Origin of the sequence: Tepidamorphus sp. 3E244 (assembly GCF_046159835.1) — a bacterium.
In the GTDB taxonomy this organism is placed as follows: domain Bacteria; phylum Pseudomonadota; class Alphaproteobacteria; order Rhizobiales; family Tepidamorphaceae; genus JACKJK01.
The window spans coordinates 1,026,387-1,053,144 of record NZ_JBJXCY010000002.1; the positions used below are offsets into that span (position 1 = coordinate 1,026,387).

At 66.2% G+C, this 26,758-nt stretch carries 23 protein-coding genes; 11 read left to right on the plus strand and 12 right to left on the minus strand.

All coding sequences use genetic code 11. The features are described from left to right. The first annotated feature begins 24 nt into the window (after positions 1–24). Genes ACKTEK_RS13600 through ACKTEK_RS13610 form a run of 3 tightly spaced genes read left to right on the plus strand, consistent with a single transcriptional unit; the run spans position 25 to position 2,898 of the window. Complete coding sequence (locus tag ACKTEK_RS13600; protein ID WP_409165834.1) at positions 25–831, plus strand: chorismate mutase; 807 nt, start codon at positions 25–27, stop codon at positions 829–831. Beyond that, positions 828–1,943 (plus strand): pyridoxal phosphate-dependent aminotransferase, encoded by a 1,116-nt coding sequence (locus tag ACKTEK_RS13605; protein WP_409165835.1) that lies wholly within the window; start codon positions 828–830, stop codon positions 1,941–1,943. The genes ACKTEK_RS13600 and ACKTEK_RS13605 overlap by 4 nt, the downstream gene beginning before the upstream one ends. 16 nt (positions 1,944–1,959) lie before the next feature. Continuing rightward, positions 1,960–2,898, plus strand: a complete 939-nt coding sequence (locus ACKTEK_RS13610; RefSeq protein WP_409166161.1) for a prephenate/arogenate dehydrogenase family protein — start codon at positions 1,960–1,962, stop codon at positions 2,896–2,898. On the opposite strand, the gene ACKTEK_RS13615 is transcribed toward ACKTEK_RS13610, so the two are convergent. Further along, positions 2,881–3,978, minus strand: coding sequence for a DUF2125 domain-containing protein (locus ACKTEK_RS13615; protein ID WP_409165836.1), 1,098 nt, complete (start codon positions 3,976–3,978; stop codon positions 2,881–2,883). The genes ACKTEK_RS13610 and ACKTEK_RS13615 overlap by 18 nt on opposite strands. Positions 3,979–4,022: 44 nt before the next feature. Here ACKTEK_RS13615 and ACKTEK_RS13620 point away from each other — a divergent pair, with 44 nt between their 5' ends. Beyond that, positions 4,023–4,553 (plus strand): gamma-glutamylcyclotransferase, encoded by a 531-nt coding sequence (locus tag ACKTEK_RS13620; RefSeq protein WP_409165837.1) that lies wholly within the window; start codon positions 4,023–4,025, stop codon positions 4,551–4,553. Positions 4,554–4,559: 6 nt separating this feature from the next. Here ACKTEK_RS13620 and ACKTEK_RS13625 read toward each other — a convergent pair whose 3' ends face one another. The 5 genes from ACKTEK_RS13625 to mtgA form a co-directional block, all read right to left on the minus strand. Further along, positions 4,560–4,961 (minus strand): hypothetical protein, encoded by a 402-nt coding sequence (locus ACKTEK_RS13625; RefSeq protein ID WP_409165838.1) that lies wholly within the window; start codon positions 4,959–4,961, stop codon positions 4,560–4,562. A gap of 182 nt (positions 4,962–5,143) precedes the next feature. Next, positions 5,144–7,438: an adenosylcobalamin-dependent ribonucleoside-diphosphate reductase gene (locus tag ACKTEK_RS13630; RefSeq protein WP_409165839.1), complete on the minus strand. Its 2,295-nt coding sequence runs from the start codon at positions 7,436–7,438 to the stop codon at positions 5,144–5,146. Between the two features lie 130 nt (positions 7,439–7,568). Continuing rightward, positions 7,569–8,384, minus strand: coding sequence for a lysophospholipid acyltransferase family protein (locus tag ACKTEK_RS13635; RefSeq protein WP_409165840.1), 816 nt, complete (start codon positions 8,382–8,384; stop codon positions 7,569–7,571). A 22-nt stretch (positions 8,385–8,406) separates the two neighbouring features. Beyond that, a complete protein-coding gene (locus ACKTEK_RS13640; protein ID WP_409165841.1) occupies positions 8,407–9,603 on the minus strand; it encodes a YbfB/YjiJ family MFS transporter in 1,197 nt (398 codons plus the stop codon). Continuing rightward, a complete protein-coding gene (mtgA, locus tag ACKTEK_RS13645) occupies positions 9,600–10,322 on the minus strand; it encodes a monofunctional biosynthetic peptidoglycan transglycosylase (protein WP_409165842.1) in 723 nt (240 codons plus the stop codon). The genes ACKTEK_RS13640 and mtgA overlap by 4 nt, the downstream gene beginning before the upstream one ends. Positions 10,323–10,430: 108 nt before the next feature. Here mtgA and ACKTEK_RS13650 point away from each other — a divergent pair, with 108 nt between their 5' ends. After that, positions 10,431–11,327: a polyprenyl synthetase family protein gene (locus ACKTEK_RS13650; protein ID WP_409165843.1), complete on the plus strand. Its 897-nt coding sequence runs from the start codon at positions 10,431–10,433 to the stop codon at positions 11,325–11,327. A gap of 7 nt (positions 11,328–11,334) precedes the next feature. Here the strand turns inward: ACKTEK_RS13650 and ACKTEK_RS13655 are convergent, their stop codons facing one another. From ACKTEK_RS13655 to ACKTEK_RS13670, 4 genes are read right to left on the minus strand one after another with little or no spacing between them, the layout of a single operon-like run. Then, positions 11,335–12,483, minus strand: a complete 1,149-nt coding sequence (locus tag ACKTEK_RS13655) for a glycosyltransferase family 4 protein (protein WP_409165844.1) — start codon at positions 12,481–12,483, stop codon at positions 11,335–11,337. Positions 12,484–12,490: 7 nt separating this feature from the next. Continuing rightward, on the minus strand, positions 12,491–14,350 hold the full coding sequence (gene cysN, locus ACKTEK_RS13660) for a sulfate adenylyltransferase subunit CysN (protein ID WP_409165845.1): 1,860 nt from the start codon (positions 14,348–14,350) through the stop codon (positions 12,491–12,493). Further along, the gene (cysD, locus tag ACKTEK_RS13665; protein ID WP_409165846.1) at positions 14,350–15,255 is read right to left on the minus strand and encodes a sulfate adenylyltransferase subunit CysD; all 906 of its coding nucleotides are present in this window, start codon (positions 15,253–15,255) and stop codon (positions 14,350–14,352) included. Before cysD ends, cysN begins: the two co-directional genes overlap by 1 nt. A gap of 2 nt (positions 15,256–15,257) precedes the next feature. Further along, a complete protein-coding gene (locus ACKTEK_RS13670; RefSeq protein ID WP_409165847.1) occupies positions 15,258–15,785 on the minus strand; it encodes a D-glycero-alpha-D-manno-heptose-1,7-bisphosphate 7-phosphatase in 528 nt (175 codons plus the stop codon). A 113-nt stretch (positions 15,786–15,898) separates the two neighbouring features. On the opposite strand from ACKTEK_RS13670, the gene ACKTEK_RS13675 reads away from it, so the two are divergent. The 3 genes from ACKTEK_RS13675 (at position 15,899) to ACKTEK_RS13685 (ending at position 19,480) form a co-directional block, all read left to right on the plus strand. Next, on the plus strand, positions 15,899–17,041 hold the full coding sequence (locus ACKTEK_RS13675) for an AGE family epimerase/isomerase (RefSeq protein ID WP_409165848.1): 1,143 nt from the start codon (positions 15,899–15,901) through the stop codon (positions 17,039–17,041). A gap of 63 nt (positions 17,042–17,104) precedes the next feature. Next, positions 17,105–18,130 carry an NAD-dependent epimerase/dehydratase family protein gene (locus tag ACKTEK_RS13680; protein ID WP_409165849.1) on the plus strand — a complete coding sequence of 342 codons (1,026 nt, stop codon included), beginning with the start codon at positions 17,105–17,107 and terminating at the stop codon, positions 18,128–18,130. A 48-nt stretch (positions 18,131–18,178) separates the two neighbouring features. Further along, positions 18,179–19,480: a UDP-glucose dehydrogenase family protein gene (locus ACKTEK_RS13685; RefSeq protein ID WP_409165850.1), complete on the plus strand. Its 1,302-nt coding sequence runs from the start codon at positions 18,179–18,181 to the stop codon at positions 19,478–19,480. Between the two features lie 3 nt (positions 19,481–19,483). On the opposite strand, the gene ispG is transcribed toward ACKTEK_RS13685, so the two are convergent. Further along, entirely contained in the window at positions 19,484–20,737 is a 1,254-nt protein-coding gene (ispG, locus tag ACKTEK_RS13690; RefSeq protein ID WP_409165851.1) for a flavodoxin-dependent (E)-4-hydroxy-3-methylbut-2-enyl-diphosphate synthase, read from the minus strand. 190 nt (positions 20,738–20,927) lie between these two features. Between ispG and ACKTEK_RS13695 the strand changes: the two genes are divergently transcribed. The 3 genes from ACKTEK_RS13695 (at position 20,928) to ACKTEK_RS13705 (ending at position 24,233) form a co-directional block, all read left to right on the plus strand. Next, a complete protein-coding gene (locus tag ACKTEK_RS13695) occupies positions 20,928–21,719 on the plus strand; it encodes a 3-hydroxybutyrate dehydrogenase (protein WP_409165852.1) in 792 nt (263 codons plus the stop codon). A gap of 13 nt (positions 21,720–21,732) precedes the next feature. After that, entirely contained in the window at positions 21,733–22,800 is a 1,068-nt protein-coding gene (locus ACKTEK_RS13700) for a patatin-like phospholipase family protein (protein ID WP_409165853.1), read from the plus strand. Positions 22,801–22,871: 71 nt separating this feature from the next. Then, positions 22,872–24,233, plus strand: coding sequence for an extensin family protein (locus tag ACKTEK_RS13705; RefSeq protein ID WP_409165854.1), 1,362 nt, complete (start codon positions 22,872–22,874; stop codon positions 24,231–24,233). Here ACKTEK_RS13705 and hrpB read toward each other — a convergent pair whose 3' ends face one another. Next, positions 24,234–26,720, minus strand: coding sequence for an ATP-dependent helicase HrpB (gene hrpB, locus ACKTEK_RS13710; RefSeq protein WP_409165855.1), 2,487 nt, complete (start codon positions 26,718–26,720; stop codon positions 24,234–24,236). Positions 26,721–26,758 lie beyond the last annotated feature (38 nt).

Genomic DNA, 26,758 nt, shown 5'->3' on the forward strand with positions numbered 1-26,758 from the left:
CCTGTTCAACCCGTGACCGGACCCATGCAACCGCCCCGTTCAGACGACGCCGAAACGCTTGCAACGCTGCGCGCGCGCATCGACGAGATCGATGCCTCGATGCAGCAGCTTCTGCAGCAGCGCGCCGAGGTGATAGACGCGCTCGTCGCCGCCAAGAAGACGGCAACAGGCGCGGCCTTCCGGCCCGACCGTGAAGCGGCGATGATGCAGCGGCTGCGCGAGCGCCATGCCGGTAATCTGCCCTTCGTGGCGATTGCCCATATCTGGCGCGTTATCATCTCAACCTTCACCCAGCTTCAGGCCCCCTTCGACGTGCATATCGTTGCGGGCGACGACGCCCTGCGCGACACCGCGCGCTACCAGTTCAGCTTTTCCTCGCCGCTGCGCGAATGGCCGGACCGCGATGCCGCACTGGCGCAGATCGACGGGGCCTCCAAGGACCTTGCGCTGGTGCCGCCCGGCGGCAGCGGCGACTGGTGGTCGGCCGCGATCGCCCGTGGCGCGCAGGTCATCGCAGCGCTTCCCGAGATCGAAACCGGCCTGCCGCCCGCACTGGTCTTCGCGGCCGGCAGTGTGGACGTGAGCGAGCTTCCTTGCGTCGTCATTTCGCTGAACGGCAATTATGGCGCGGCCTTCGCGGCGTTCGAACCGGGCGATGCCGCGCTCTCGCTGGCAGGATCGGGCGCGGATGGTGCGGCCTTGTTTGCCGTGCGCCGCGCGCAGGCCGAGGATTTCGTACGACGCGCGGAAGCCGCCGGGCTGACCGTGACACCGGCTGGCGGCATCGCCGCGCCGGAAGCGATGCTGGATGCAACACAGGTGCTGGCATGACCAACGACCCGACGAACGCGCTGCCGCAGCCGCGCGAAAGCATCATGTCGATTTCGCCGTACATCCCCGGCAAGCACAAGGCTGCCGGCGTCGCGACGCGCCATCGCCTGTCCTCCAATGAGACCCCGCTCGGTGCGAGCCCGAAGGCCATAGCCGCCTACAAGGCGCTGGTCGACAGCTTGCAGGACTACCCCGACGGTGCGGCGACCGAGCTGCGCGAGGCCATTGGCGCGCGCTACGGCCTGAACCCCGACAACATCGTCTGCGGGTCCGGCTCTGATGAACTGCTCAACATCCTTGCGCAGGCCTACCTGCGCGCCGGCGACGAGGCGATCTACACCGAGCATGGCTTCCTCGTGTACCGCATCGCGACGCTTTCGGCAGGCGGCGTCCCCGTCGTCGCGCCGGAAGAGAACCTCACCGCGAGCGTCGACAATATCCTCGCCTGCGTGACGGATCGCACACGTATCGTGTTCCTGGCAAACCCCAACAACCCGACCGGCACCTATTTGCCGTTCGAGGAGGTGCGCCGCCTGCATCGCGCCCTGCCGACCAACGTGGTGCTGGTGCTCGATGCGGCCTATGCGGAATACGTGCGCCGCAACGACTACGAGTCCGGCATGTCTCTCGTTTCCGAGAGCGGCAACGTGGTGATGACGCGAACCTTCTCGAAGATTCACGGTCTGGCGAACCTCCGCCTTGGCTGGGCCTACATGCCCGCCCACATGGCCGACGTCCTGAACCGCGTGCGCGGCCCCTTCAACGTCACCGGGCCTGCCATTGCCGCCGGCATCGCGGCGATCCGCGACACGGCTTGGTCGGACGCGGCCGTTGCCCACAACGAGGAATGGCTGCCGAAGGTGACGGGGGAGCTGGAAGCCCTCGGGCTTGGCGTGACGCCGAGCGTCGGCAACTTCATCCTCATCGAGTTTCCCGAGACCGCCGGCCGGACGGCTGCGGACGCCGACAAGCATCTCGTCTCACAGGGCATCTTCCTGCGCCGCATGGATGGCTACGGCCTGCCGCGCTGCCTGCGCATGACCATCGGCAGCGCACAGGCCAACGAGGACACCCTCGCAGCGCTGACCCAATTCCTGCAAAACAGGGGCTGACGTCGTGATCGCCAAACTGGAAAAGCCGGTCGTGAAGCGGCTGGCACTGATCGGCATTGGCCTGATCGGTTCATCGCTCGCCCGCGTCACCAAACAGCGCGGTGTGGCAGACCACATCGCCATTTCATCGCGCTCGGCCGAGACGCTCGACCGCGCGCGTGAGCTCCAGCTTGGCGACAGCTACCACGCATCCGCAGCTGATGCCTGCAAGGACGCCGACCTGGTCATCGTCTGCGTCCCGGTTGGCGCGAGTGGCGCGGTCGCGCGCGAGATCGCACCGGCGCTGAAGCCCGGTGCAATCGTCTCCGATGTCGGTTCGGTGAAGGCCGAGGTGGTGGCCGCGATGGCGCCTGAACTGCCCGAAACCGCGCATTTCATTCCCGCCCACCCGGTTGCCGGCACCGAGCATTCCGGCCCCGATGCGGGTTTTGCGGAGCTCTTCGACAATCGCTGGTGCATCCTCACGCCGCCGGAAGGCGCGGACCGCGAGGCCGTCGACACGCTTGCCGCCTTCTGGCGCGGAGCCGGGTCGAACCTCGAGGAAATGGACGCCACGCATCACGACCTGGTGCTGGCGATCACCAGTCACATCCCGCACCTCGTCGCCTACTCGATCTGCGGCACGGCAGCCGACATGGAGACGGTGACCCAGTCGGAAGTCATCAAGTTCTCCGCCGGTGGTTTCCGTGATTTCACGCGCCTTGCCGCGTCAGACCCGACCATGTGGCGGGATGTGTGCCTCAACAACCGTGACGCCATTCTGGAAATGCTGGCGCGCTTTGCCGAGGACATCTCGGCCATGCAGCGGATGATCCGCTGGAATGACGGTGACGCGCTGTTCGACATGTTCACGCGCACGCGCGCCATCCGCCGCAGCATCATCGACGCGGGCCAGGAAGCGGACGTGGTGGATTTCGGCCGCCCGCACGGGGGCGACTCACTCCCCGGTGAGTGAGGGGAACTGGGTCAGCCCGATTGGGCCGAGATAGACGGTCCCGCCCTGCACGCGCAGGGTCAGGCGCGAGGCGTTGCGACCCTCGACCGTGACCGGCGTGCCGAGCGCGCCGATGGAAAACGCGGCAATGCCTGAGAGAATGTCGCTGTTGTCACCGGCGATCTTGGAGATATCCAGACCGGCGGTCGTCAGGTTGACGAGGCCCTCGGGCCGCCCGGTGCTGTCGAGACGGACCGCGCCATCGAGGATTGCCAGCGAATCCTGCATCTCGATGCGCAGGCCCTCGGTCTTCAACTGCCCGCCCGCGTTGCGCCACTTCCGCATGCGCTCGGTCCAGGGGCCGGAATACAGCGCCTGCACCTGGCTGGCGGACCCCAGATAGTCGATCCGTTCAGCGCTCTGCAACGTGCCATCTGACAATTCGAGAACCGGTTCGATGCTGGAGAATGCAAGGTCGTAGCTCGCCTCGCCGCGTGCCGCGCCCTCCGCCTTGCGCATGTGGAACTGGAACGCCTCGCCCCGGTAGGCCGCAAACGTGCGGCCCGGCTGCGAAATCACGTTCATCAGCGGCTTGCGCAGCGACAGGTCCGCCGACGTCACTTCAGGGCGATATTCGTTATCGGGAGCAAGCGACAGCGACATCTGCGCCACCTCCCAGTCCGCCTCAACGGTCGCGCCATCGTCGCGCTCCACGTAGAGCGGGCCGTCGAATTCCGCGATCACGCGGTTGGGCTGGTAGGCCATGCTGACGGTATGGACTTCCTGCGCACGCACCGTGATGGCGCGCCCATCATGCTGGAGCTTCCAGACCGGGTTCGTGCAGCGGATCTCGAAACGGAACGGATAGCCGCCATGCTCTTCGCTGTCGCAGGCGAACTCGCGCCCGTCGCGCACCTCCTGCGCCTTCCAGCGGGCATAGCCCTCCTGCGCGCCAAGGCTGCCGACATACCAGTAGCCGCTCCACGCGACGGCGAGGATGACGACCAGCAAGGTCGGCCAGAGCACGCCGAAGGACGGCCTGCGCTTCAGGCGCCGCGGGCGCTCGTCGGAATGGGGAAATTGCGGGCTGCTTGTGTTCACTGGGGACCCCTGCTAGGGCAGGCCCCGCCTTGGAGGGGCGGTACATGCAGGATGAATTCTGGGTCTTTGCCTACGGCTCGCTGATGTGGCGACCCGGCTTCGACCATATCGAGCAGATCGGCGCCAAGCTCAACGGTGCGCATCGCCGGCTGTGTGTCTATTCGCATGTCCATCGCGGCACTCCGCAGAAGCCCGGCCTTGTTCTCGGTCTCGACCACGGCGGCAGCTGCCACGGCCTGGCGCTGCGCGTCGAGCCGGACAGGCGCGAGGAAACCATCGCCTATCTGCGCGCCCGTGAACAGGTCACCATGGTCTACCGCGAGGCCGAGCGTATGATCACTCTGGCCGATATGCGGCGCGTTCCTGCGGTTACATATGTCGTTGACCGGGGACATGCGCAATACGCCGGCAAGCTGCCGGTCACGGACCAGGTCGGTTTCGTGCGTCAGGGACATGGGCAATCGGGACCCAACGAGGAATACGTGCGCAACACGCTGTCTCACCTCGACGAACTGGGCATCGAGGACGGGTTGCTGCGTGATCTGGTCGGACGTCTGGACAGGGGCGAACGCTAGCCCGCCTCAGGCGAAATTGACCTTGAGCGGCGCGATGGGGATCGCGGCCTTGAGGTCGCGCACGATGCGATCCGCACCGAGCGGCGAGCTCGTCATGTGCAGGTGCATCTCGGTTGCACCGGCGGCAACGGATGCCGCACGCGCAAGTCGGAACTCCGGGCTGTCGCCACGACCGATCCAGACCGCTTCGCGCGAGCCGTCACGCCCGTTGGTCGCCAGGACGACGACGGCGTTCGAAACCGACGTCACGGCTGCAACGGGAGACACGGAGAACACGAATCGCGCACCACTCGCGCCGCGCCAGTAGCGGAACGAATCGTCAAGGCCCGTGGCGGCAAGCGCCACCGGCATGCCGTCATCGACGAGATGGCGACCGCGGGTGGGTGCGTCGTGTTGGGCAGCGTGCATCATGTTCTTCATCTCACTTGCGAACCGGGGAACAAAAATAGAACAAACAGGCGTTCCCGTCAATCCACCCTCTTTATGGCGTGCCACTGCGGCGGTTTTGAGATGGTGAGCAATCCATCATTTCACAAGGGGAAACCCCTTTTGACTCGCTTCACTGAACGGATAACGCGCCAGAAGGTTTCTTAACCGCAGCGGGAATAGTCGCAATTCGTGCAGAAATGGCAGCCTTCCGCATGCATCAGGGTCGGCTGGGAGCAGCGCGGGCAGAGTGTTCCACTTGGCGCTTCCGTGATTCCCGCCGGTTCTCCGGCCTCCAGGAACCCGGTTTCGCGCATGTGCTGTTCGATGACATTTCCGATTGCTGCGAGCAGGCTCGGCACATAGTGCCCGTTCATCCACTGCCCGCCGCGCGGGTCGAAAACCGCCTTCAACTCCTCAACCACGAAGCGCACGTCACCGCCGCGTCGGAATACGGCACTGATCATCCGCGTCAGCGCAACGGTCCAGGCGAAATGCTCCATCGCCTTGGAGTTGATGAAGATCTCGAAGGGCCGCCGCGCGCCGCCTTCCAGCGTGTCGTTGATGGTGATGTAGATCGCGTGTTCGGATTCCGGCCAGCGGATCTTGTAGGTGTAGCCCGGCAGCGTTGCGCCGCGCGCCATCGGTTCGTGGCTGCCGCCATTATCGGGTACGGGAGACGCAGCCGGGGCGTCGACCGACAGCACCGACCCCGTCACCGGGTTGGGACGGTAGGTGGTGCAGCCCTTCAGTCCCGCCTTCCACGCGTTCAGGTAGACATCGCCGAAATCCTCGAAAGACATGTCTTCAGGCACGTTGATGGTCTTGGAGATGGCACTGTCCACGAACGGCTGAAGGGCAGCCTGCATGGCGATATGGTCGTCCGGGCTCAGGTCTTGCGCCGTGACGAAATTATCCGGCAACCCGTCCTCGTCGCCGCTGACCTCCCTGTAGAGTTCGACGGCGAAATCGCGCACCCGCTCGGTGCGGTGGGTGCCGTCGCGCTGGAGAACCTTGCGGTCGTACCCGGCGGCAAAGATCGGCTCGACGCCCGACGAAACGTTGCCGGCAAACAGCGAGATCGTTCCCGTCGGCGCAATGGAGGTGAGCAGCGCGTTGCGCAGGCCATTTGCCTGAACGGCTTCCTGAACGTCCGTCCCGAGGCGCTGCGCCATCGCGTTGTGGGCATAAGGCTCGGCCTCAAACAGCGGGAACGCGCCTTTTTCGGCCGCAAGCTCGGTGCTCGCCAGCCACGCGGTACGCTGGATCTGCTTCATCCAGTTGCCGGCCACTTCCGCCGCCTCGGGCGAACCGTAGCGAAGCCCGCACATGACCAGCGCATCCGCCAGCCCCGTGACGCCCAGCCCGATGCGCCGCTTGGCGATCGCCTCGGCGTGCTGGGCCTCCAGCGGGTAGTTGGAGATATCGATGACGTTGTCCATCAGCCGCACGGCAGGCGGAACGGTTTCGTCCAGCAGGTCCGTGTCGAGGCGCGCCTCGGCGGTGAACGGGTCGCGCACGAAGGCCGCGAGATTCATCGAACCCAGCAGGCAGGCACCAAACGGCGGCAAGGGCTGCTCGCCGCAGGGGTTGGTCGCGCTGATCGTCTCGCAATAGGCAAGGTTGTTGGCCGCGTTGATCCGGTCGATGAAGACGACGCCCGGCTCGGCATGGTCGTAGGTCGCGCGCAGGATGCGCCGCCACAGGTCGCGGGCGTTCACTCTGCGCCAGACGCGGCCTCCAAAGACGAGGTCCCACGGACCGTCCTTGTCGACCGCATTCATGAAGGCATCGGTGACGAGAACCGACAGGTTGAAATTGGTCATCGCGCCCGCCGTGCGCTTGGCGGCGATGAAGTCCTCGATATCGGGATGGTCGCACCGCAGGGTCGCCATCATCGCACCGCGCCGTGCACCCGCCGACATGATCGTGCGGCACATGGCATCCCAAACGGCCATGAAACTGACGGGACCGGAGGCATCCGCGCCGATGGATGCAACCGGCGCACCCTTGGGCCGCAGGGGCGAGAAATCGACACCGATGCCGCCGCCCTGCTGCATGGTCAGCGCGCTGTCGCGGACACTGTCGAAGATGCCCGTCAGGCTGTCGTCCAGCGTCCCCATCACGAAGCAGTTGAAGAGCGTGACGTCGCGGTTCGCGCCCGCGCCTGCGAGAATGCGCCCCGCCGGCAGGAAGCGCCCGTCAGCCATGATGTCCTCGAAGGCGCGCGCATGGGCGGCGCGATCACCTTCGGCTTCGGCACCCGTCGCCGCATGTGCAACGCGAGCGAATGTCTCGGCGCGGGTCGCATCCACCGGGGTACCGTCCGGCTTCTTCAACCGGTACTTGAGGTCCCAGATGTCAGCGGCAATCTGCGGCAACGCGATGCCCGCCAGCATGGGTTCGTCGCCCGCGCCGCCTGACCTCTTGCCGTCTGTCGGATCGGTCTTGGCATCCATCGCGCTAGTCGCTCCGGGTCCCCCAAGTGCCTGGGGACGTTACGCATCACATCGCGGACAGGCCCGTGAACGCCGGCTGCCCGCCCATCAAAAGCTAGGCTTGCAAGACCTTCGAGTCAATGAATGTTCTTTAAACGTTCACGCCGGGCGCGGCTTCGCCACCGCGCAGTTGGGCGAGCCGTGCGCGGGCCTTTTCGCCCATCGGCGGGGCGTCGGGGCTGTCGGCGGCTTCCAGCAGGAGCCGGTCGCTCGCCGTCTCGATGGACGTCTCCAGCTGCGCCATGAAGGCCTTGCGGTCGAGTCCGGCGGGGATCGGGTCGAGCACCTCGACGACGATGGTCCCGGGATATTTCACGAAGGCGTTGCGCGGCCAGTAGACGCCGGAATTGAGCGCCACCGGCAGGCAGGGCACGCCTGCCTTGTCGTAGACGAAAGCCGCGCCGACCTTGTAGGTCGGCGCCGCGCCCGGCGCTTGCCGGGTGCCTTCGGGAAAGATGATGAGCTGGCGGCCTTCGGCGAATGTCGCAGCCGAATCCTGCGCCAGCATCTTCAGCGACTTTGCGCCCTTCGACCGGTTGAGCGCGACGAGGCCGAGCTTTCGCGTCCAGATGCCGAAGAAGGGGATGCGGTTGAGTTCTTCCTTCAGCACGAGGTTCGGCGCGTCGAACAGGGTGGCGAGCGCGAAGGTCTCGAAGGCGGACTGGTGCTTGGACGCGACCAGCAGCGGACCGGGCGGAATCTTCTCGGTGCCGCGAAACTCGACCTTCGTGCCGGCCAGCACCCGCAGCAGGAACATGCTGACATGCCCCCAGGCCTTGAGGCCGGAAATGGCATGGCGGCGAGGCAGCAGCACGAGCGGGACGGACAAGATCGCGAAGGCCAGCCAGTTGGCGAAGAAGATACCGGTCAGCAGCGCCGATCGCGTCAGCAGGATCGCCCGTTTCATGTCAGCCCCGTATGCGCCCGTCTCAAGCCCGCGCCAGCCGAGCCCGTTTCAGGCTGGCGGCGATCCAGACCACGATAGCCGCCGAGACGATGAGCAGGAAGGCGGCAACGGCGGACGCGCCGAGATAATCGCCGGTCTGCCCGTAGAGCCACCCGGCCACCGCCGGGCCGAGCACCTGCCCGATGCCGAAGCTCGCGGTCATCAGCGCCACGACGCGGCGCGCGTCGCGCGGGGTGCCGTCAGCCGTCGGCAGCATCCGCGCGGCGACGAGGCCGATGGCCGTGATGCCGACGAAGGTGCCCCCGAGGCACACGGCGGCAAAGAATATCGCGGGCGGATGCGAGGACGACACGCTGGCGATGACGCCGGCCGCCTCCAGCATGCAGGCGATGGCATAGGCAATCAGCGGCCCGGTGCGCGCCGAGACCTGGCTCCAGAACCAGACCGACGGCATCAGCGCCAGCCCGACCGTGAACCAGACCGCCGTCTCGTGCGGTGCGAGTTCCGGCGAGTTGCGGACGATTGCCGTGATGAACGTCGCGGTGATGATGTAGCCGAAGCCGAACAGCCCGTAGGAGATCAGCAGCGCGATGAAACGCGTGTCGAGGCCGACCTTGCCGGGCGTGAATTCGCTGCGCGGCACCTTCGGCCCGCTTTCGCGCAACAAGGGCACGCAGGCGAACGCGATGAGGATCGTGAACAGGCCGAAGACCAGCCATTGCTCGGGCCACAGGTCCGGCCCTTTCAGCCAGTGCACCGCAAGGGCCGACACGCAGATGCCGAACCCGACGCCCGCGAAGTGCACGGCGGACAGCCCGTTACGCCCGGCAAGCGCCACACCGTCCAGCACCAGCGCGGTCGCGAAGACCAGCACGATGGCGCTGGCAAAGCCACCGGCAAAGCGCAGCAGCATGAAGGCGAACATGGAATCGGTGACGCCCATCGCAGCCGTTGTCGCGGCGCTGGCGACAAGGCCGACGACGCTCCACACACTGCGGCTGCCGGAGAGATACGGCGAGGCGGCAAGCAGCGCGCCCGCAAGGTAGCCTGCGAAGTTGGATGCCGCGAGATAGCCCGCGCCGGCGCCATCAAGCTGACCGGCAGCCAGCATGTCCGGCAGGATCGCGGTATAGGCGAAGCGCCCGAAACCCATGGCCGCGGCAAGCGCGAGGAAGCCGCCCGCGGCAAGCGCCAGCGGTGAAGGGTCGCGCAGGCTCATGCGCCGCGCTCCAGGCAGGCGACCCATTGGCCAGCCTGCCGCGCACGCTTTTCAACGATGCGGGCGAGCCGCGCATGCTTGCGCGAGGGGTTGGCCGGGTTGCGTTCGACCGGCAGCGGCAACGCGGTTGCCAGCAGCGCGGCCTGCCGTCTGGTCAGGCTCGCCGCGGACTTCTTGAAGTAGTGCTGGCTTGCAGCTTCGGCACCGTACACCCCGTCACCCCATTCCACCGTGTTGAGGTAAATTTCGATCAGCCGCCGCTTGGACCAGACGAGATCCATGTAGTGGGCGAGCGGCACCTCGATTGCCTTGCGGACATAAGACCGCTGCGGCCACAGGAAAAGATTTTTCGCCGCCTGCATGGCTATCGTGCTCGCACCGCGTGGCTCCTTGCCCGCGTTGTACTGGTCGATGGCGACCTGCACGGCGTCCCAGTCGACCCCGCGATGCACACAGAACTTCGCGTCCTCCGACACGATCACGGAATGCGACAGCACCGGCGCCATGTCGTCCAGCGCCACCCATTGGCGCTCGTAGGACTTGCCGGTCAAAAGGTCGCCGAGCATCAGCGTGGAGAGCGGCGGGTTGAGCAGCGCATAGACCGGCACCAGCACCAGCGGCAGCAGCACCAGTGCCAACACGGCGTAGAGGACCACGCGAAGCGCGCGGCGAAACCAGCCGCGTTCCTGCTCCTCGAAATCGTGTGGCTTGCCCGTCATCGACAATGACCCTATGCAATGGCGCATCCGCGTTGCGGCGCAGCCAACACCGACGCGCCCTGATCCGCAAGGGTCAGGCCCATCGCCCTCAATCTCCGTTCCGTTGCCATGACCGAGCCTTTCGCAATTCGCCTGCAAAGCTTCGCCGATGCGTTCTCGCAAGACCTGCGCGCGCGCCTCGCCGAATTGCTGAGCGGCGCACCGGAACGTCTCGCAGATGCCGTGAACCATGCAGCCCTTGCCGGAGGCAAGCGCATCCGGCCGTTTCTCGTCCGCGAATCGGCCCGCCTGTTCGAGAGCGGCGAGGATGATGCGCGCGCGGCCGCCTTCGCGGTCGAATGCCTGCACACCTACAGCCTCGTCCATGACGACCTGCCCGCGATGGACGACGACGACATGCGGCGCGGCCGCCCCACCGTGCACGTCGCGTATGACGAGGCGACGGCGATCCTCGCGGGCGACTGCCTGCTGACGCTTGCGTTTGAATTCCTCGCCGCAACGCACCACGCGGGAGGCCTCACCGGGACACTGGCGCGTGCGGCAGGCGGCACCGGCATGGTCGGCGGGCAACTGTTCGACCTCGCCGCCGAAGGCCGCTTCGAGGCAGGAGGCAAGGTGCCGGACACCGAGACAACCATCCGCCGCATCCAGGCCATGAAGACCGGCGCGCTGATCGCCGCCTCCTGCGAGATGGGGGCGATTGCAGCCGGTGCGCAGGAAAGCCACCGCCAGTCGCTTGCCGCCTATGGCCGCGAGATCGGCCTCGCCTTCCAGATCGCCGACGACCTGCTCGACACCCACGGTGACGCGGCGCGCATCGGCAAGGCGGTCGGCAAGGACGCAGCCGCCGGCAAGGCGACCTTCGTGGGGCTTCTGGGAACGGACGGCGCGCGTGACCTGCTGGCCTCCACCGTCGAGGCGGCCAAGGCCAATCTCGGCGCGCTGCCCGGCGACACGCAGACGCTTCAAGCCCTTGCGGACTACATCGCCACCCGCGACCACTGAATTCTGGTCAGCCGCCTGCGGACTTTTCCATCAGCCGGTCATAAAGCGCGAAGGTGCGCGACGTGACCTCGCCTTGCGAGAATTCGTTGCGCGCCACCTCGGCGGCCTTCTTTCCGTACATCTCCCGGACGCTCGCGTTGCGCGCGAGGATCGTCATGGCTTCGGCCAGCGCTTTGACGTCGCGCGGCGGCACCAGCAGCCCGGTCTCGGCATTGCGCACGATGTCGCGGCAGCCCGGCACGTCGCTGCCGATCAGCGGGCGGGCGCAGGCGGCAGCCTCCACCAGCGCCAGCGGCACACCCTCCCCGCCATGCGACGGCCCGACGGCCACGTCGACCCGCGCCCACAGCGCACGCACGTCGCCCACCTCGCCGATCCAGCGCACAGGGCTGTCCCTCAGCAGCGTGTCGAGCTGGATCTTGGAAATGCCGGAGCGGTTCTGTTCATCCAGCGGACCGGCCAGCAGCACCTCGTGCTCCAGCCCGCGCGCATCCAGTTGCAGGCTGGCGCGCACCAGTTCCTCGATCCCCTTGATGCGCAGGATGCGCCCGGCAAAGGCAAAGACCGGCACGGGGTTGTCCGGCGGCGGCAGCGTCGTGAAGCGGTCGGTATTGACGCCCGAACCGGGATTGACCTCGGTTTCGACGTCCACCTTCACGAGCTTCAGGATCGTGTCACGGTCGTCCGCGTTCTCGAACAGCAGGACGATGTGGTGCTCACGCGCGGCACCCTTGATGGCCGCGCCGACAAACTTTCGCGCGAGCCGTTTCCAGAGCTGGTTGCCGACGAACAGGTAGCCGAGACCGGTGAAGGCCATGACGGCGCGCTGGCGCGGCAGGCCGTGCAGCGCCATGCAGGTGGCGACAATCGTGCGCAGCGATACGCAATGCACGATGTCCGGCAGTTCGTCGTTGATGAAGTCGCGGATTTCGCGCACTTCCCCCTGCAGCCGCAGTGGATTGAGCGACCCGCGGTGCCAGTTCAGCGTCAGCAGCTTGACGCCGGCATCGCCGATGGCGCGCGCGTGCTTGTTGACCCGCGTTGCAACAGCAACCTCGTAGCCCGCGTCGATTGCCGCGCACGCCAGCCCCAGCCGGTGCGCGACGAAGTACCAGTCCTCGGTCGCGAAAAAGAGCAGCTTGCGCTTGCGTGCCATGGGTCCCTCAGTTGCCCAGAAGGCCGCGATTGCGTAGCGTGTCGACCACCATGTCTGCCAGCGTGTCGAGATCGTTGCCCACCGTATCGAGCACCAGTTCCGCGTTCTCCGGCGGCTCGTAGGGAGAATCGATACCGGTAAAGTTCTTCAGCTGGCCGCTGCGCGCCTTGGCATAAAGTCCCTTCGGGTCGCGCTCCTCGGCAACCTTCAGCGGCGTCGCGACGTGAACCTCGATGAAGTCGATATCGCCCATCATGTCGCGCGCCATGCGCCGCTCGGCGCGGAACGGCGAGATGAACGACACCATGACGATGAGGCCTGCGTCGCCCATCAGCTTTGCGACCTCCGCCACCCGGCGGATGTTCTCCACCCGGTCGGCATCGGTAAAGCCGAGATCGCGGTTCAGGCCGTGGCGGACGTTGTCGCCGTCCAGCGTGTAGGTGTGCGCGCCCAGCGCGAAGAGCCGCTTTTCGACCCTGTCCGCGATGGTGGACTTGCCCGCGCCCGAAAGCCCCGTGAACCACAGCACCGCGGGCTTCTGGTCCTTCAGACGCGCACGTGCGTCGCGGTCGATGGCGAAATCCTGCAGATGCACGTTCAGCGCCCGGCGCAGCGGGAAGTCGATCATCCCCGCGCCAACCGTCTGGTTGGTGAACCGGTCGATCAGAATGAAGGACCCGGTTACCCGGTTCTCGGCGTAGGGGTCGAAGGCGATCGGCTGCGCGGTCGAGACGTTGACGACGCCGATGGCGTTCAGCCCCAGCGACTTGGCGGCAAGCTTCTGGCCGGAAGAGACATCCACCGCGTGCTTGATGTCGGTGATCGTCGCGCTGACGCTCTGCCGCCCGGCCTTCAGCCGGTAGCGCCGGGAGGCCAGTAGGTCTTCCTCGCCCATCCACACCAGGTGCGCGCTGAACTGGTCGGCCACATGCGACCGCGCGCCCGGCGGGCACAGCAGGTCGCCGCGCGATATGTCGATCTCACGGTCGAGCACCAGCGTCACCGCGTCACCGGCTTCCGCGCCCTCAAGGTCGCCGTCGAAGCTGACGATGCGGGCGATCTTTGCAGGCTTGCCGGAATTGGCGACGACGATGTCGTCGCCCGCTGACACGCGACCACCCGCCAGCGTCCCTGCAAAACCGCGGAAATCAGCATCCGGGCGGTTCACCCACTGGACGGGAAACCGGAACGGGAGTTCCGCGCGCATCGACGTGACGTCGAGGCTTTCCAGATGCCCGATCAGCGTTGGCCCGCCATACCAGGGTGTGTGCGGTGAAGCTGCCGCGACATTGTCGCCGCCGCGCGCACACAGCGGCACCGGCTGGATCGTCTTGAACGCAAGCTCGTGGCCAAGCGCCATGAACTCCGCCGCGATATCCTCGAAGCGGGCTTGGTCGAAGCCGACGAGGTCCATCTTGTTGACCGCCAGCACCACGTGCCGGATGCCCAGCAGCGAGACGATGCGCGCATGGCGGAACGTCTGCTCCAGCAACCCCTTGCGCGCGTCCACCAGCAGGATCGCGACGTCGGCGGTCGAGGCCCCGGTCGCCATGTTGCGGGTGTACTGCACGTGGCCCGGCGTATCGGCGACGATGAAGCGCCTTTTCGGCGTCGCGAAGTAGCGATAGGCGACGTCGATGGTGATGCCCTGCTCGCGCTCGGCCTCCAGCCCGTCGAGAAGCAGCGCGAAGTCGAAGTCGTCCCCGGCGGTGCCGTGGGTCGCGGAATCGCGCTTGAGCACTTCCACCTGATCGTCCAGCAGCGCCTGGCAATCGTGCAGGATGCGGCCGATCAGCGTCGACTTGCCGTCGTCCACCGAGCCGCAGGTGACGATGCGAAGCTGCGAGATTTCTGGCGCCGGCAGCATCAGAAATAGCCCTCGCGCTTCTTCTTCTCCATCGAACCGGCCTCGTCGTGGTCGATGAGGCGGCCCGCACGCTCCGAAGTGCGCGCCAGCAGCATTTCTTCGATGACCTTGTCGAGCGTGTCGGCATCGGATTCGATCGCGGCCGTCAGCGGGTAGCAACCAAGGGTGCGGAACCGGACGCGGCGCATTTGCGCGCACTCGCCGTCCGCCAGCGGGAACCGGTCGTCATCCACCATGATGAACTGCCCACCGCGCTCTACCACCGGGCGCTCCGCTGCCAGATACAGCGGCACGATGGGGATGTCCTCGACGGCGATGTATTGCCAGATATCCAGTTCGGTCCAGTTCGACAGCGGGAAGGCGCGGATGGATTCGCCCGGCGAAACGCGGGTGTTGTAGAGCGACCAGAGTTCCGGGCGCTGCGCCTTAGGGTTCCAGCCGTGGGAGGCCGTGCGGAACGACAGCACCCGCTCCTTGGCGCGCGACTTTTCCTCGTCGCGCCGCGCCCCGCCGAACACGGCGTCGAAGCGGTTCGCATCAAGCGCCTGCCGCAAGCCTTCGGTCTTCATCACCTGCGTGTGCAGCGCGGAGCCGGACGCAAACGGGTTGATGCCGCGCGCGATCCCGTCCGGGTTGACGTGGACGATGAGCTTCATGCCGGCGGCCTCGGCGGTCGCCTCGCGCATCGCGTACATGTCGCGGAATTTCCATGTCGTATCGACATGCACCAGCGGGAACGGCGGCGGGGCCGGAAAGAACGCCTTGCGCGCGAGGTGCACCATCACGGCGCTGTCCTTGCCGATGGAATAGAGCATGGCCGGTCGCTCGAAACAGGCGACGACCTCGCGCATGATGTCGATTGCTTCCGCCTCGAGGCGGTGCAGGTGGCTCGGCAGCCGGCCCATGCTCAACCCTTGGCTTGGGACAGGATGCGGTTGACGAGGTCGTCGAGCCGCCCGCCGGAAAAGCGATGTCCGGCAATCCCGGCGGCATCCGCCGCGGCCATGTCGCTTTCCTTGTCGCCGATCAGGAACGAGCCGTCACGCTCCAGCGCAAGATCGCTGATCGCGCGCTCGATCATGCCCGGATTGGGCTTCCGGTCGGGGTGATCCTCGTGGAGATAGGCTTCCACCTCGGCCTCGTGGTGATAGGGGCAGGAATAGAAGGCGTCGATCCGCGCGCGAAGCTTGTCGAAAACCCGCGTCATGTGCGCGTGGAACGCATCAACGTCGGCCTCGGTATACATTCCGCGCGCAACGCCGGACTGATTGGTGACGACCACCACCGTATAGCCCGCCTCGTTGAGCTTCGCCACGGCCTGCGAAGCGCCGGGAACGAGTTGCAGGTCTTCCGGGCGGTGCACATAGCCGTGGTCGACATTGAGCACACCGTCCCGGTCCAGGAACGCACCGCGCCTGTGTGTGCCTTGCGTCATTGCCTCAACCGTTCTACGCCACCGCTACTGACCCGGAGTGTTCCGCTAACTGGCGGCCCGGTCAATTGTTCATGCAGGCCGCGCCCGCGGCGTGTCACGGAGCAGGCGGCCAAATGTCATCATCCGAGCCTTCATCGCTGGACCGCCTGTGCGCGTGGTATCGCGCGCGCGCACTGCCGCTTTGGCTGTCCGCCGGCTTCGATGAAAAGGCCGGATTGTTCCACGAACGGCTGACATTTGAGCGCGAACCACTCTCCACGCTGCCGCGACGGCTGATGGTCCAGGCGCGGCAGGTTTCGGTGTGCTGCGAGGCGTCACGCCTCGGACTCCACGAGCGTGCCGGCGAACTGGCGAACCTTGTGGGAAACCGCATGGTCGAGAGCTTTCGCGGCAAGGGCGAAGGTGGTGGTTGGGCCTTTTCCACCGATGCTGCGGGCGTTGTCGCCGACGGCAAGGCCGACCTCTATGCCCACGCCTTCGCGCTGTTCGCGCTGGCGCACCTGCACCGGCTGGAACCGCAGGCGGGCTGGGACACGGTTGCCGGCGAGACCTTCAACAACATTCACCGCCTGTTTGGCCTCCCGCAGGGCGGGTTCGCGCCTTCGGCCGGCACGCCGGAAACATTGCTGCAGAACCCGGTCATGCACCTCTTCGAAGCCTGGCTTGAGCTGATCGATGCAGGGCTGGACGAATACCGTACGCCAGCCGAGCAACTGGCAACCTTCGCGCTGACCCAGCTTGTGAATGAGGACTCCGGCGCGATCTGCGAGTGCTTCGATACCAGTTGGAATCCGCTGTCCGGCGATGCCAACTGGGTCGAACCTGGCCACCAGTATGAATGGGCTTGGCTGCTGCACCGCGCGCAAGACCTTCTCGGGCGCGACACGACCGAGACGGTCGCGCGGCTCATGGCGAATGGCCGCGCCGGGCTGGATGGCGGCAGCTTTCTTGTCGACGAGCAGGCACTTGACGGCGCGCCACGCACGGCCACTCGCCGCCTGTGGCCGCACACGGAAGCGATCCGCGCGGAACTCGCCGTCGCCCCGGGCGGAGCCGGACAGAACGCGGCCGAGCATTTCGCCGCGCGCCTGCTGGAAGGCTTCATTGACCCCGCGCCGGACGGCGGCTGGATCGACCGGATCGACGCAAGCGGCAAGCCGTTGAGCGCCGACATGCCGGCCAGCTCGCTGTATCACCTCTCCGGCGCGGTCAACGCCGTTCTCACACCTGAGACATCCCGCACGGTCGACGGGTGAGGCGCGATGGTGTACGCCCTCGCTCGGATTTGTGACACCTGATCCCTGATCCTGACCGGACCCATGACAACTGCCATCGAAACCCCCGTCCTCGTGACCGGAACCGCCGGGTTCATCGGCTATCACGTCGCAGCGCGCCTGCTGCGCGAGGGCGTGGCCGTGGCGGGCCTTGACAGCGTCACCGACTACTACGACGTGTCGCTCAAGGAAGCGCGTCTCGCGGAGCTGAAGAAGCACGAGACATTCTCCGAATACCGGATCGACCTTGCCGACCGTGACGCGGTGCTGGGGCTTTTCGAAACGCTCAAGCCGTGCACGGTCATCCATCTTGCCGCACAGGCCGGCGTGCGCCACTCCATCGACCACCCGTTCGATTACGCCGATGCCAACCTCATGGGCTTCATGGGCATTCTCGAAGGCTGCCGTCGCTGCGAGAGCGCCCATCTCGTCTATGCCTCGACCAGCTCGGTCTATGGACTTGATGGCGATTTCCCGCTGAACGAGCACCAGGGCGCGGCCCACCCGGTCAGCCTCTACGCGGCCACCAAGCGCGCCAACGAGCTGATGGCCCATTCCTACGCGCATCTCTACCGCCTGCCGGTGACGGGCCTGCGATTCTTCACGGTTTACGGGCCGTGGGGTCGGCCCGACATGGCCTATTATCTCTTCACGAAGAAGATTCTCGCCGGCGAGGAAATCGAGGTCTTCAACGGCGGCCAGATGCACCGCGACTTCACCTATGTCGATGACATCGTCGAGGCGATCCTGCGGATCGCGTCGAAGCCCGCGACCCCGTCCGGTGACTTCGATCCCAAATCGCCTGATCCGTCGATCTCGTCTGCCCCCTTCCGGGTCTTCAACATCGGCAACAACGATCCTGTCCTGCTGAACGACATGATCGTGGCGCTTGAAGACCTGCTCGGCAGGAAGGCGCTCCGCCGCGACCGCCCCGTTCAGCCCGGTGACGTATTGGCAACCCATGCCGACACGTCCGACCTGATTGCCGCCACCGGCTTTGCCCCGGCCACGTCCCTGCGCGATGGGCTGTCGCGCTTCGTGTCATGGTACCGTGATTTTCATGGCGTCTAGGGTGACCCACCGCCCCGCCCCGCTTTGACGCAAGGAGCTTTCAAGACGATGCGTATCTGCATGATCGGAGCCGGCTATGTCGGCCTCGTTTCCGGCGCCTGTTTTTCCGAGTTCGGCTTCAACGTCACCTGCATCGACCTCGAACAGTCGCGGATCGACAACCTCAACAACGGCGTGATGCCGATCTACGAGCCGGGGCTGGATGATCTCGTCGCGCGCAATGCCGAGGAAGGCCGCCTGACTTTCACCACCGATTTCGATGCGACCGTCGCCGAATGCGATGTGATCTTCATCGCCGTCGGCACGCCGTCGCGCCGCGGCGACGGCGAGGCGGACCTCAAATATGTCTATGACGCCGCCCGCAGCATCGCCCGCGTGATGAAGCCCGGCGCAGTGATCGTCACCAAGTCCACAGTCGTCGTCGGCACCAACCGCAAGGTCAAGGAAATCATCGCCGAGGAACGCCCGGGCGTGGCTTTCTCGGTTGCCTCCAACCCGGAATTCCTGCGTGAAGGTTCGGCAATCGAGGATTTCATGCGGCCCGACCGCGTGGTCGTCGGCGTCGAGGATGACGTGGCCGAAAACGCCCTGCGCCGCCTCTATCGGCCTTTGTCGCTTCGCGACGCGCCGATGGTCGTCACCACGCTGGAGAACGCGGAAATCACCAAGTACGCGGCCAATGCCTTCCTCGCCATGAAGGTCACTTTCATCAACGAGGTCGCCAACCTGTGCGAAAGGGCCGGCGGCAATGTGCAGGAAGTCGCCAGCGCTATCGGCCTCGACAACCGCATCGGCCCGAAGTTCCTGCATGCAGGTCCGGGCTTTGGCGGCTCGTGCTTTCCCAAGGACACTCGCGCCTTCGCGGCGACCGGCAAGCGCTACGGCGCGCCACAGACGCTGATCGAGCAGGTCATCGAAATCAACGAGACCCGCAAGCTGGACATGGCCGACCGCATCCTCGCGACGCTGGACGATCCGGCGTCCAGCACGGTCGCCGTGCTCGGCATCGCCTTCAAGCCCAACACCGACGACATCCGTGAAGCCCCAAGCCTTGCCATCGTCGAGCGTCTGCTGAAGGCCGGCGTCACCGTCCGCGCCCACGACCCCGAAGCGATGGAAAACGCGAAAGCCGTGCTGCCCGACGTGACTTTCTGCGATAGCGCGCTGGAAGCGGCAACGAAGGCCGATGCTGTCGTCATAGTGACGGAGTGGAATGCCTATCGCGGCATGGACCTGTCGAGGCTTGCCGGCGTCATGTCGGGGAACCAGCTCGTCGACCTGCGCAACGTCTTCCGCGCCGACGACGTGGAGGGCACCGGCCTTACCCTGAGCGGTGTCGGCCGGCCCTGATCTTCAGGCAGCGTTCCCGTAGCGCTTCTCGATATAGTCGATCACCAGCGCCTTGAAGTCGTCGGCAAGCGTTGCTCCGCGCAGGGTCAGCGCCTTCCTGCCGTCGATGAAGACGGGCGCGGCCGGCGTTTCCCCGGTGCCGGGCAGCGAAATGCCGATATCGGCGTGCTTGCTCTCGCCCGGCCCGTTCACGATGCAGCCCATCACCGCGACGTTGAGTTCCTCGACGCCGGGATACTTGTCGCGCCAGACCGGCATTTCGGTGCGCAGGAAGTCCTCGATGTCTCGGGCAAGTTCCTGGAAGACGGTCGACGTCGTGCGCCCGCAGCCCGGGCAGGCGGCAACCACCGGCACGAAGCTGCGCAGGCCCATGGTCTGCAGGATCTCCTGCGCGACCTTCACCTCCAGCGTGCGATCACCGCCGGGTTCCGGCGTCAGCGACACGCGGATCGTGTCGCCGATCCCCTGCTGCAGCAGGATGCCCATGGCAGCACTCGATGCCGCGATCCCCTTCGACCCCATGCCGGCTTCCGTCAGCCCCAGATGCAGCGCGTAGCGGCATCGTGACGCCAGCATCGTGTTGACGGCGACGAGGTCCTGCACCTGGCTGACCTTGGCCGACAGCACGATCCGGTCCGCGCCGAGACCGATCTCCTCGGCCTGTTTCGCCGAATGCAGCGCCGACTGGACGATGGCCTCGTGCATGACGGCGCGCGCCGAACGCGGCTTGGCGCGCTTTGCGTTCTCGTCCATCAGCCCGGTCAGCAGGTCTTGGTCGAGCGACCCCCAGTTGACGCCGATGCGCACCGCCTTCTCGTTGCGGATGGCCGTTTCGATGATCTGCGCGAACTGCGTGTCCTTCTTGGCCTTGAAGCCGACATTGCCGGGATTGATCCGGTACTTGGCGAGCGCCTCCGCACAGGCCGGATGATCGGCCAGCAGCTTGTGGCCGATATAGTGGAAATCGCCCACCAGCGGCACGTCGATACCACGCACCATCAGCCGGTCGCGAATATGCGGAACGGCGGCGGCAGCCTCGTCGCGGTCGACGGTGATGCGCACGACTTCCGACCCGGTCCGCGCCAGTGCGGCCACCTGCTCCACGGTCGCGGCGATGTCGGCGGTGTCGGTGTTGGTCATCGACTGGACCATGACCGGCGCGTCGCCGCCGACCTTCACCCCGCCGATATCCACCTGCACGCTGTCGCGGCGCGGCCTTGGGCCGGCATCCACCTCGAACTCGCCGTGAACCGTCATCTTCGTCGCTTGTCCCTGTTCGCCGTGCGCATGGCAGATGTGCAGCGGCCTGTTCGCGCGGGACTATAGCGCTCCGCACGCGCGGGGCCACCCGCCACGATTCATCAATTTCGTCGCACTGGTCTGGCCACACTGCAGCGCACACATATATGCTGCATCGCACAAAATCGGAAGCACACGGAGTATTCCCATGAATCCCGATCTCAACGGAAAGGTGTCTATCGTCACCGGGTCGACCAGCGGAATCGGGCTCGCCGTGGCCAACGCGTTGGCCGCCGCCGGCTCGAACATCGTCATCAACGGCCTCGGCTCGGCGGAGGAAAACGAACCCGTCCGCAAGCAGGTCGCCGACGACCATGGTGTGAACTGCATCTTCGTCGGAGCGAACCTCATCAAGCCGGAGGGCCCCGCTGAACTGGTGCAGGCCGCGGTCGATGAATTCGGCGGCATCGACATTCTCGTCAACAATGCCGGCATGCAGTACGTCGCACCGGTCGAGGAATTCCCCCCCGAGAAGTGGGACGCCATCATCGCGCTGAACCTGTCTGCGGCATTCCACGGCATGGCCAAGGCGCTGCCGATCATGCGCGAGCGCGGATGGGGCCGCATCATCTCCACCGCCTCGGCCCATTCCCTCGTCGCATCGCCCTACAAGGCGGCTTATGTCTCCGCCAAGCACGGCCTCTACGGCCTGACCAAGACCATCGCGCTGGAATGCGCCGCCGATGGCGTGACGGTGAACTGTATCTCGCCGGGTTATGTCTGGACGCCGCTGGTCGAGGAACAGATCCCCGACACCATGAAGGCGCGCAGCCTGACCCGCGACGAGGTCATCAACGACGTACTGCTGTCGGCCCAGCCCACGAAACAATTCGTGACGGTGGAGGAAGTCGCCGGAACCGTACTCTACCTGTGTTCCGACACGGCCAGGAACGTCACCGGGGCCAACATGGTTCTCGACGGCGGCTGGACCGCGCAGTGAGGCGGGCATCGGCATGAAACTGGCAGAACGCGCAAAGGCTGCCGTGCGCCCGGCCAAGAGCGGCGGCAGCAACACCAAGAAGATCAACCTGGCACTTCAGGGCGGCGGCGCACATGGCGCCTACACCTGGGGTGTGATCGATCGCATCCTTGAAGACGGCCGCATCGAGATCGAGGCGATTTCGGGCACCAGCGCCGGCGCGATGAACGCCGTCGTGCTGGTGGATGGCTGGGTGAAGGGCGGGCGCGACGGCGCACGCGAGGCGCTGCACAAGTTCTGGCGCGGCGTCAGCCGGGCCGGCGGGCTGTCCGCGCCGCCCCAGAACGCGCTCGATGCCTTCATGAGCTTCTGGCAGGTGCCGCGCGTTTCCAGCACGGGCCTGTTCAATTTCTGGTCACACGTCACCTCGCCCTTCGACCTGCGGCCGGAAAAGATCAACCCCCTGCGCGACCTGCTGAACCGCCAGGTCGATTTCGACAGCGTCCAATCCTGCAACGATATCCGCCTGTTTATCTCCGCGACCAACGTGCGCACCGGCAAGATCAAGGTCTTCCGCGACAAGGAAGTCGATGCCGACGCGGTGGCGGCATCCGCCTGCCTGCCGCTGCTGTTCGAGGCGATCGAGGTCGACGACGAGGCCTACTGGGACGGCGGATACATGGGCAATCCGGCGTTGTTTCCGTTCTTCTCGGAATCGTCCTGCGACGACATCCTGCTCGTGCAAATCAACCCGATCATCCGCGACGAAGTGCCCACGAACACCCATGAAATCATGGAGCGCGTCAGCGAGATCACGTTCAATGCCTCGCTTTTGCGCGAATTCCGCGCCATTGATTTCGTCAATCGCCTGATCGAGGAAAACCGCCTCGATGGCACAAAGTACCGCCAGATGCGTTTGCACCGTATCGATGCCGACGCCGCCCTCAACGAGTATTCCGCTTCTACAAAGTTCGACACCCGATGGACATTCTTCGAAAAGCTCTACGAGGTCGGACGCGAAAGTGCGGATGCCTGGTTGAAGGAAAACTACCGCCACATCGGCAACAAGCAGACGCTCGACCTGCGTCAGGCCTTCTCCTGAAATTTCTTTCCTGCCTGATCCTCGCCGCCACTCTCCAGATCGGCTCGGTACCACAGGTGCGCGCCGAAGCGATGGATACCGTCGTCGAGGACTATGGACCGGTGCGCAGCGTTCGCCGCAAGCGCTCGACGACCCGCAGCACCAATCTGAAGAACGAAGACGTGTCGATGCCGCGCGCCAACCCGCGCCGCGACACCGAAAAGCCGGCGGCCAAGACGAAAGTATCCGACAAGCCGGAGCCCGCCGAGAGCGAGTTGAAGGAAGAAATTGCAGCACCGGAACCAAAGCCCGAGCCGGAGCGCGTCAAGACCGGCAAGCCGGAGATTCCACCTGCCAACCCGCGCCGTGATACGCAGGGAAAGACCGAGCCTGCACCGTCTGCCGAGGCAGACGACGAAGCCGCCGAACCGATTGGCCAGCAGGACCAGGTGCCTGCCCCGGAACCGGCGCCGGAACCCATGCGCGTGAAGACCGGCAAGCCGGAAATCCCGCCCCGTGCCAATCCGCGCCGGCAGGAAGAAGCCGAAGCCGCAGAACCGGCACAGCCGGAAGACGCGCCCGAGCCGGACGCACAAGCACCTGACGCAACAAAGCCCGCGGCGACCGAAAGCGACCCCGCCCAGCCGGCCGAGATGCAGGCGCCGCCGCCTGCCCCTGTCATGCGCGAATTCAAGTCGGTGCCGAAATCGGGCGCGGAAACTGAAGCGAAGGTGCCGGCGTCCGAAGCAAGGCAGGAGCCCGCTGCGCCCGCCCCTGAACCGCAGACAAAGCTGCGGGACGAGAAGGTCGCCCTGCCGCGCGCCAATCCGCGCCGCACCGGCGATGCCGACAGCGAGAACGTGGGCGCACCCGCGACAGGCAACGAAGACGACACCGTCGCCGACGCCAAGGGACAGGGCGAAATCTGTGCCGGTCGCCTGAAGGACCTCGCCGTTGCCTACACGGTGATGCCGCCCATCGTGGAAGGGCGCTGCGGCCGTGAGGACGTGCTCCTCGTTACGGCAGTCGGCACCGATACCGCCGTGCCGCTGGCAAGCCCCGCGACGTTTTCCTGCGACATGGCTGTCGCGATGTCACGCTGGATTGGTGAGTCCGTACAGCCCGCCGCGAAGAAATATCTCAAGACCGAACTCAAGGAATTGCCGCCCGGCACGTCCTATTCCTGCCGCAACCGCAACCACCAGCCCAATGCCAAGCTGTCCGAACACGGGCTGGCCAATGCCTTTGACGTGATGGGCTTTCGCTTCACCAATGGAGAAAGCGTATTGGTGCGGGATCATTCCGGGTCGACGCCGACGGACAAGTTCCTCACCGAGATCCGGGAAGATGCCTGCGGACCGTTCGGCACGGTGCTTGGACCGGGAACGGACGAGTTTCACTACAACCACTTCCACTTCGACGCGCACGAGCGCAACAACCCCTATTGCCGCTGATTACCCACGCGGCTTGGCGCGCAATGTCGGGTCGGCACTGGCGGGGTCTTCGGGCCAGGGGTGCTTGGGGTAGCGTCCGCGCATGTCTGCGCGCACATCGGCCCACGACCCGAGCCAGAAGGCCGGCAGGTCCGCCGTCACCTGGATCGGGCGCGAGGCCGGCGACAGCAGGTTGAGCCGCAGCGGCACGCGACCATCCAGCACGCTCGGGTGGGTGTTCAGCCCGTAGAGCGCCTGCACGCGCACATCCACCGCCGGCCCGCCCTCGGCTGAATAGTCGATCCGCGCCGACGACCCCGCCGGGGTCTCGAACCGCTCCGGCAGCAGCGATCCCAGCCGGCGCATCAGGTGGTCCGGCACCTGGAAGGCGAGCGCGTTGGAGACATCGCTCGTTGTGATCTCCCGCAAGGCGGTCTTGCCCGCGATGAAGGGGCCAAGCCACGCCTCTAGGTGGCCGGTCAGCCAGTGATCGCCGAGGTCCGGCCACCCCGCGTCCGGGTCGTACGCCCGAGCAAAGGACACACGCGCAGTCAGCGACCGCGCTGCCTCGGAGAATGGCAGCGCGTCCAGCCCCGCCTCGCGGATACCTTCGATCAGGGCGGTCGCGACCTGTTCTTCATCGGCGCATTCAAGCGGCCTGCGCTTCAGCGAGATGGCGCCGAGCCGCTCCACCTGTTCCGCGACCACGCGCCCGCGCGCCGCATCGAATCGGACGCTGCCTTCGCGCACGACTTGGTCCGCGAACAGGTCCAGCACATCGCTTTCGGTGATGGGCGCGGCGAGCCGGACGACCGCATCCGCCCCGCGCCCCTGCGCTTCGGCCACCACCAGCCAGTCATGTTGCGCCAGCTTGTCGCCCTCGGCGAGACCGACGCCCTGTCCGTCCACGTTCAGGTAGCCCTGCCCCTCGCGGCGGCGGCGCGCCACCCTGTCAGGGTAGCCGCGCGCAAGGATCACGCCCGCACGGTCGGCACGCGCCGCACGCTCAGCCTTGATCCCGGCACTGCGGGCCAACCGCGAGGCGAGGTCGCGCACGCGCCCGCTTTTCAGCGCGCTGTCGAGCCGGTTGCGCAAGTCGGTTTCGCGCCCGCCCACATCCTCGCTGATGACGGCAGCAACCTGCGCGGCGAGAGCCTTGTCAGGCTCGTTCTGCGCCCCGCACAGCATCGCCGACAGGCGCGGATGCAGGCCGACATCGCCCATGCGCTCGCCGAGCGGTGTCAGGCGGTTGTCACCGTCAATCGCGCCGAGCTGGCGCAGCAGGGTTTCGGCTGCCTCAAGGGCGGCGGCGGGTGGCGCATCTATCCACGGCACAGCACCAGCATCGCTGACGCCCCACGCCGCGAGCGTCAGCCGCAAGCCGGACAGGTCGGCCCCGAGGATTTCCGGTTCCGGGTGCGCGGCAAGCCCGCGCTCCTCGGCTTCCGCCCAGAGGCGGTAACAGGTTCCAGGGCCAAGGCGGCCCGCGCGCCCGAGCCGCTGCTCGGCATTGGCTCGCGTCACCCGCACGGTTTCCAGCCGCGACATGCCGCGCCGCTGGCTGTAGCGCGGCACGCGCATCAAGCCGCTGTCGACCACCGCGCTGATGCCCTCGATTGTGAGGCTGGTCTCGGCAATCGACGTTGCCAGCACGATCTTCTGCACACCTTCCGGTGCTGGCGCGATTGCCCCGTCCTGTTCGGCGCGGTCGAGACTGCCGTGCAGCGCATGGATGCGCACGCCTTTGTGGCTGCCAAGCATCTCGGTCAGGTGATTTTCCGTGCGCCGGATTTCCGCCATGCCCGGCAGGAAGACCAGCACAGATCCGCCTTGCTCCAGCGCGCGCCTCGCCGCCTGCGCCGTGGCGCGTGCGATATCCTCACCCGGTTGCGGTCGCCCGAGATGGACGGTCTCGACGGGAAACATGCGACCCTCGGCGGCGATGACCGGCGGGTCGCCAAGCGCCTTGCCGATTGCGCCGATATCCAGCGTTGCCGACATCAGGACGATACGCAGGTCTTCCCGCAGGCCCGCCTGCGCATCGCGCGCCAGCGCCAGTGCCAGGTCGGCATCGAGCGAGCGTTCGTGGAACTCGTCGAAGACGACCGCTGCGACGCCCTCCAGCGACGGGTCCTCGAGGATCATCCGCGTGAAGACGCCTTCTGTGACAACGTCGACTCGGACATCGGGTCGGCTGCGCGTATCGAGCCGCGCGCGCAGGCCGACGAGATCGCCCAGCTTCGTGCCGGTCATGGACGCCATCCGCGTGGCGGCGGCACGCGCCGCCAACCGGCGCGGTTCGAGCACGATTATCTTCCGCCCGACCGCCCAGCCTTCACCGGCCAGCACCAGCGGAACGGTTGTCGTCTTGCCCGCGCCGGGCGGAGCCGCGATGATGAGCGAATTCCCGCTGGCGGCCTTCGCGCGCACGTCATCGAGAACCGCAACGATGGGCAAGTGATCCGCCGTGGCTGCCGAGCGCAGCATCTTTTGTTCGTCCGTTGCCATGAAAACGCCAGAACGTTGCGCCGAGATTGACGCGGCCC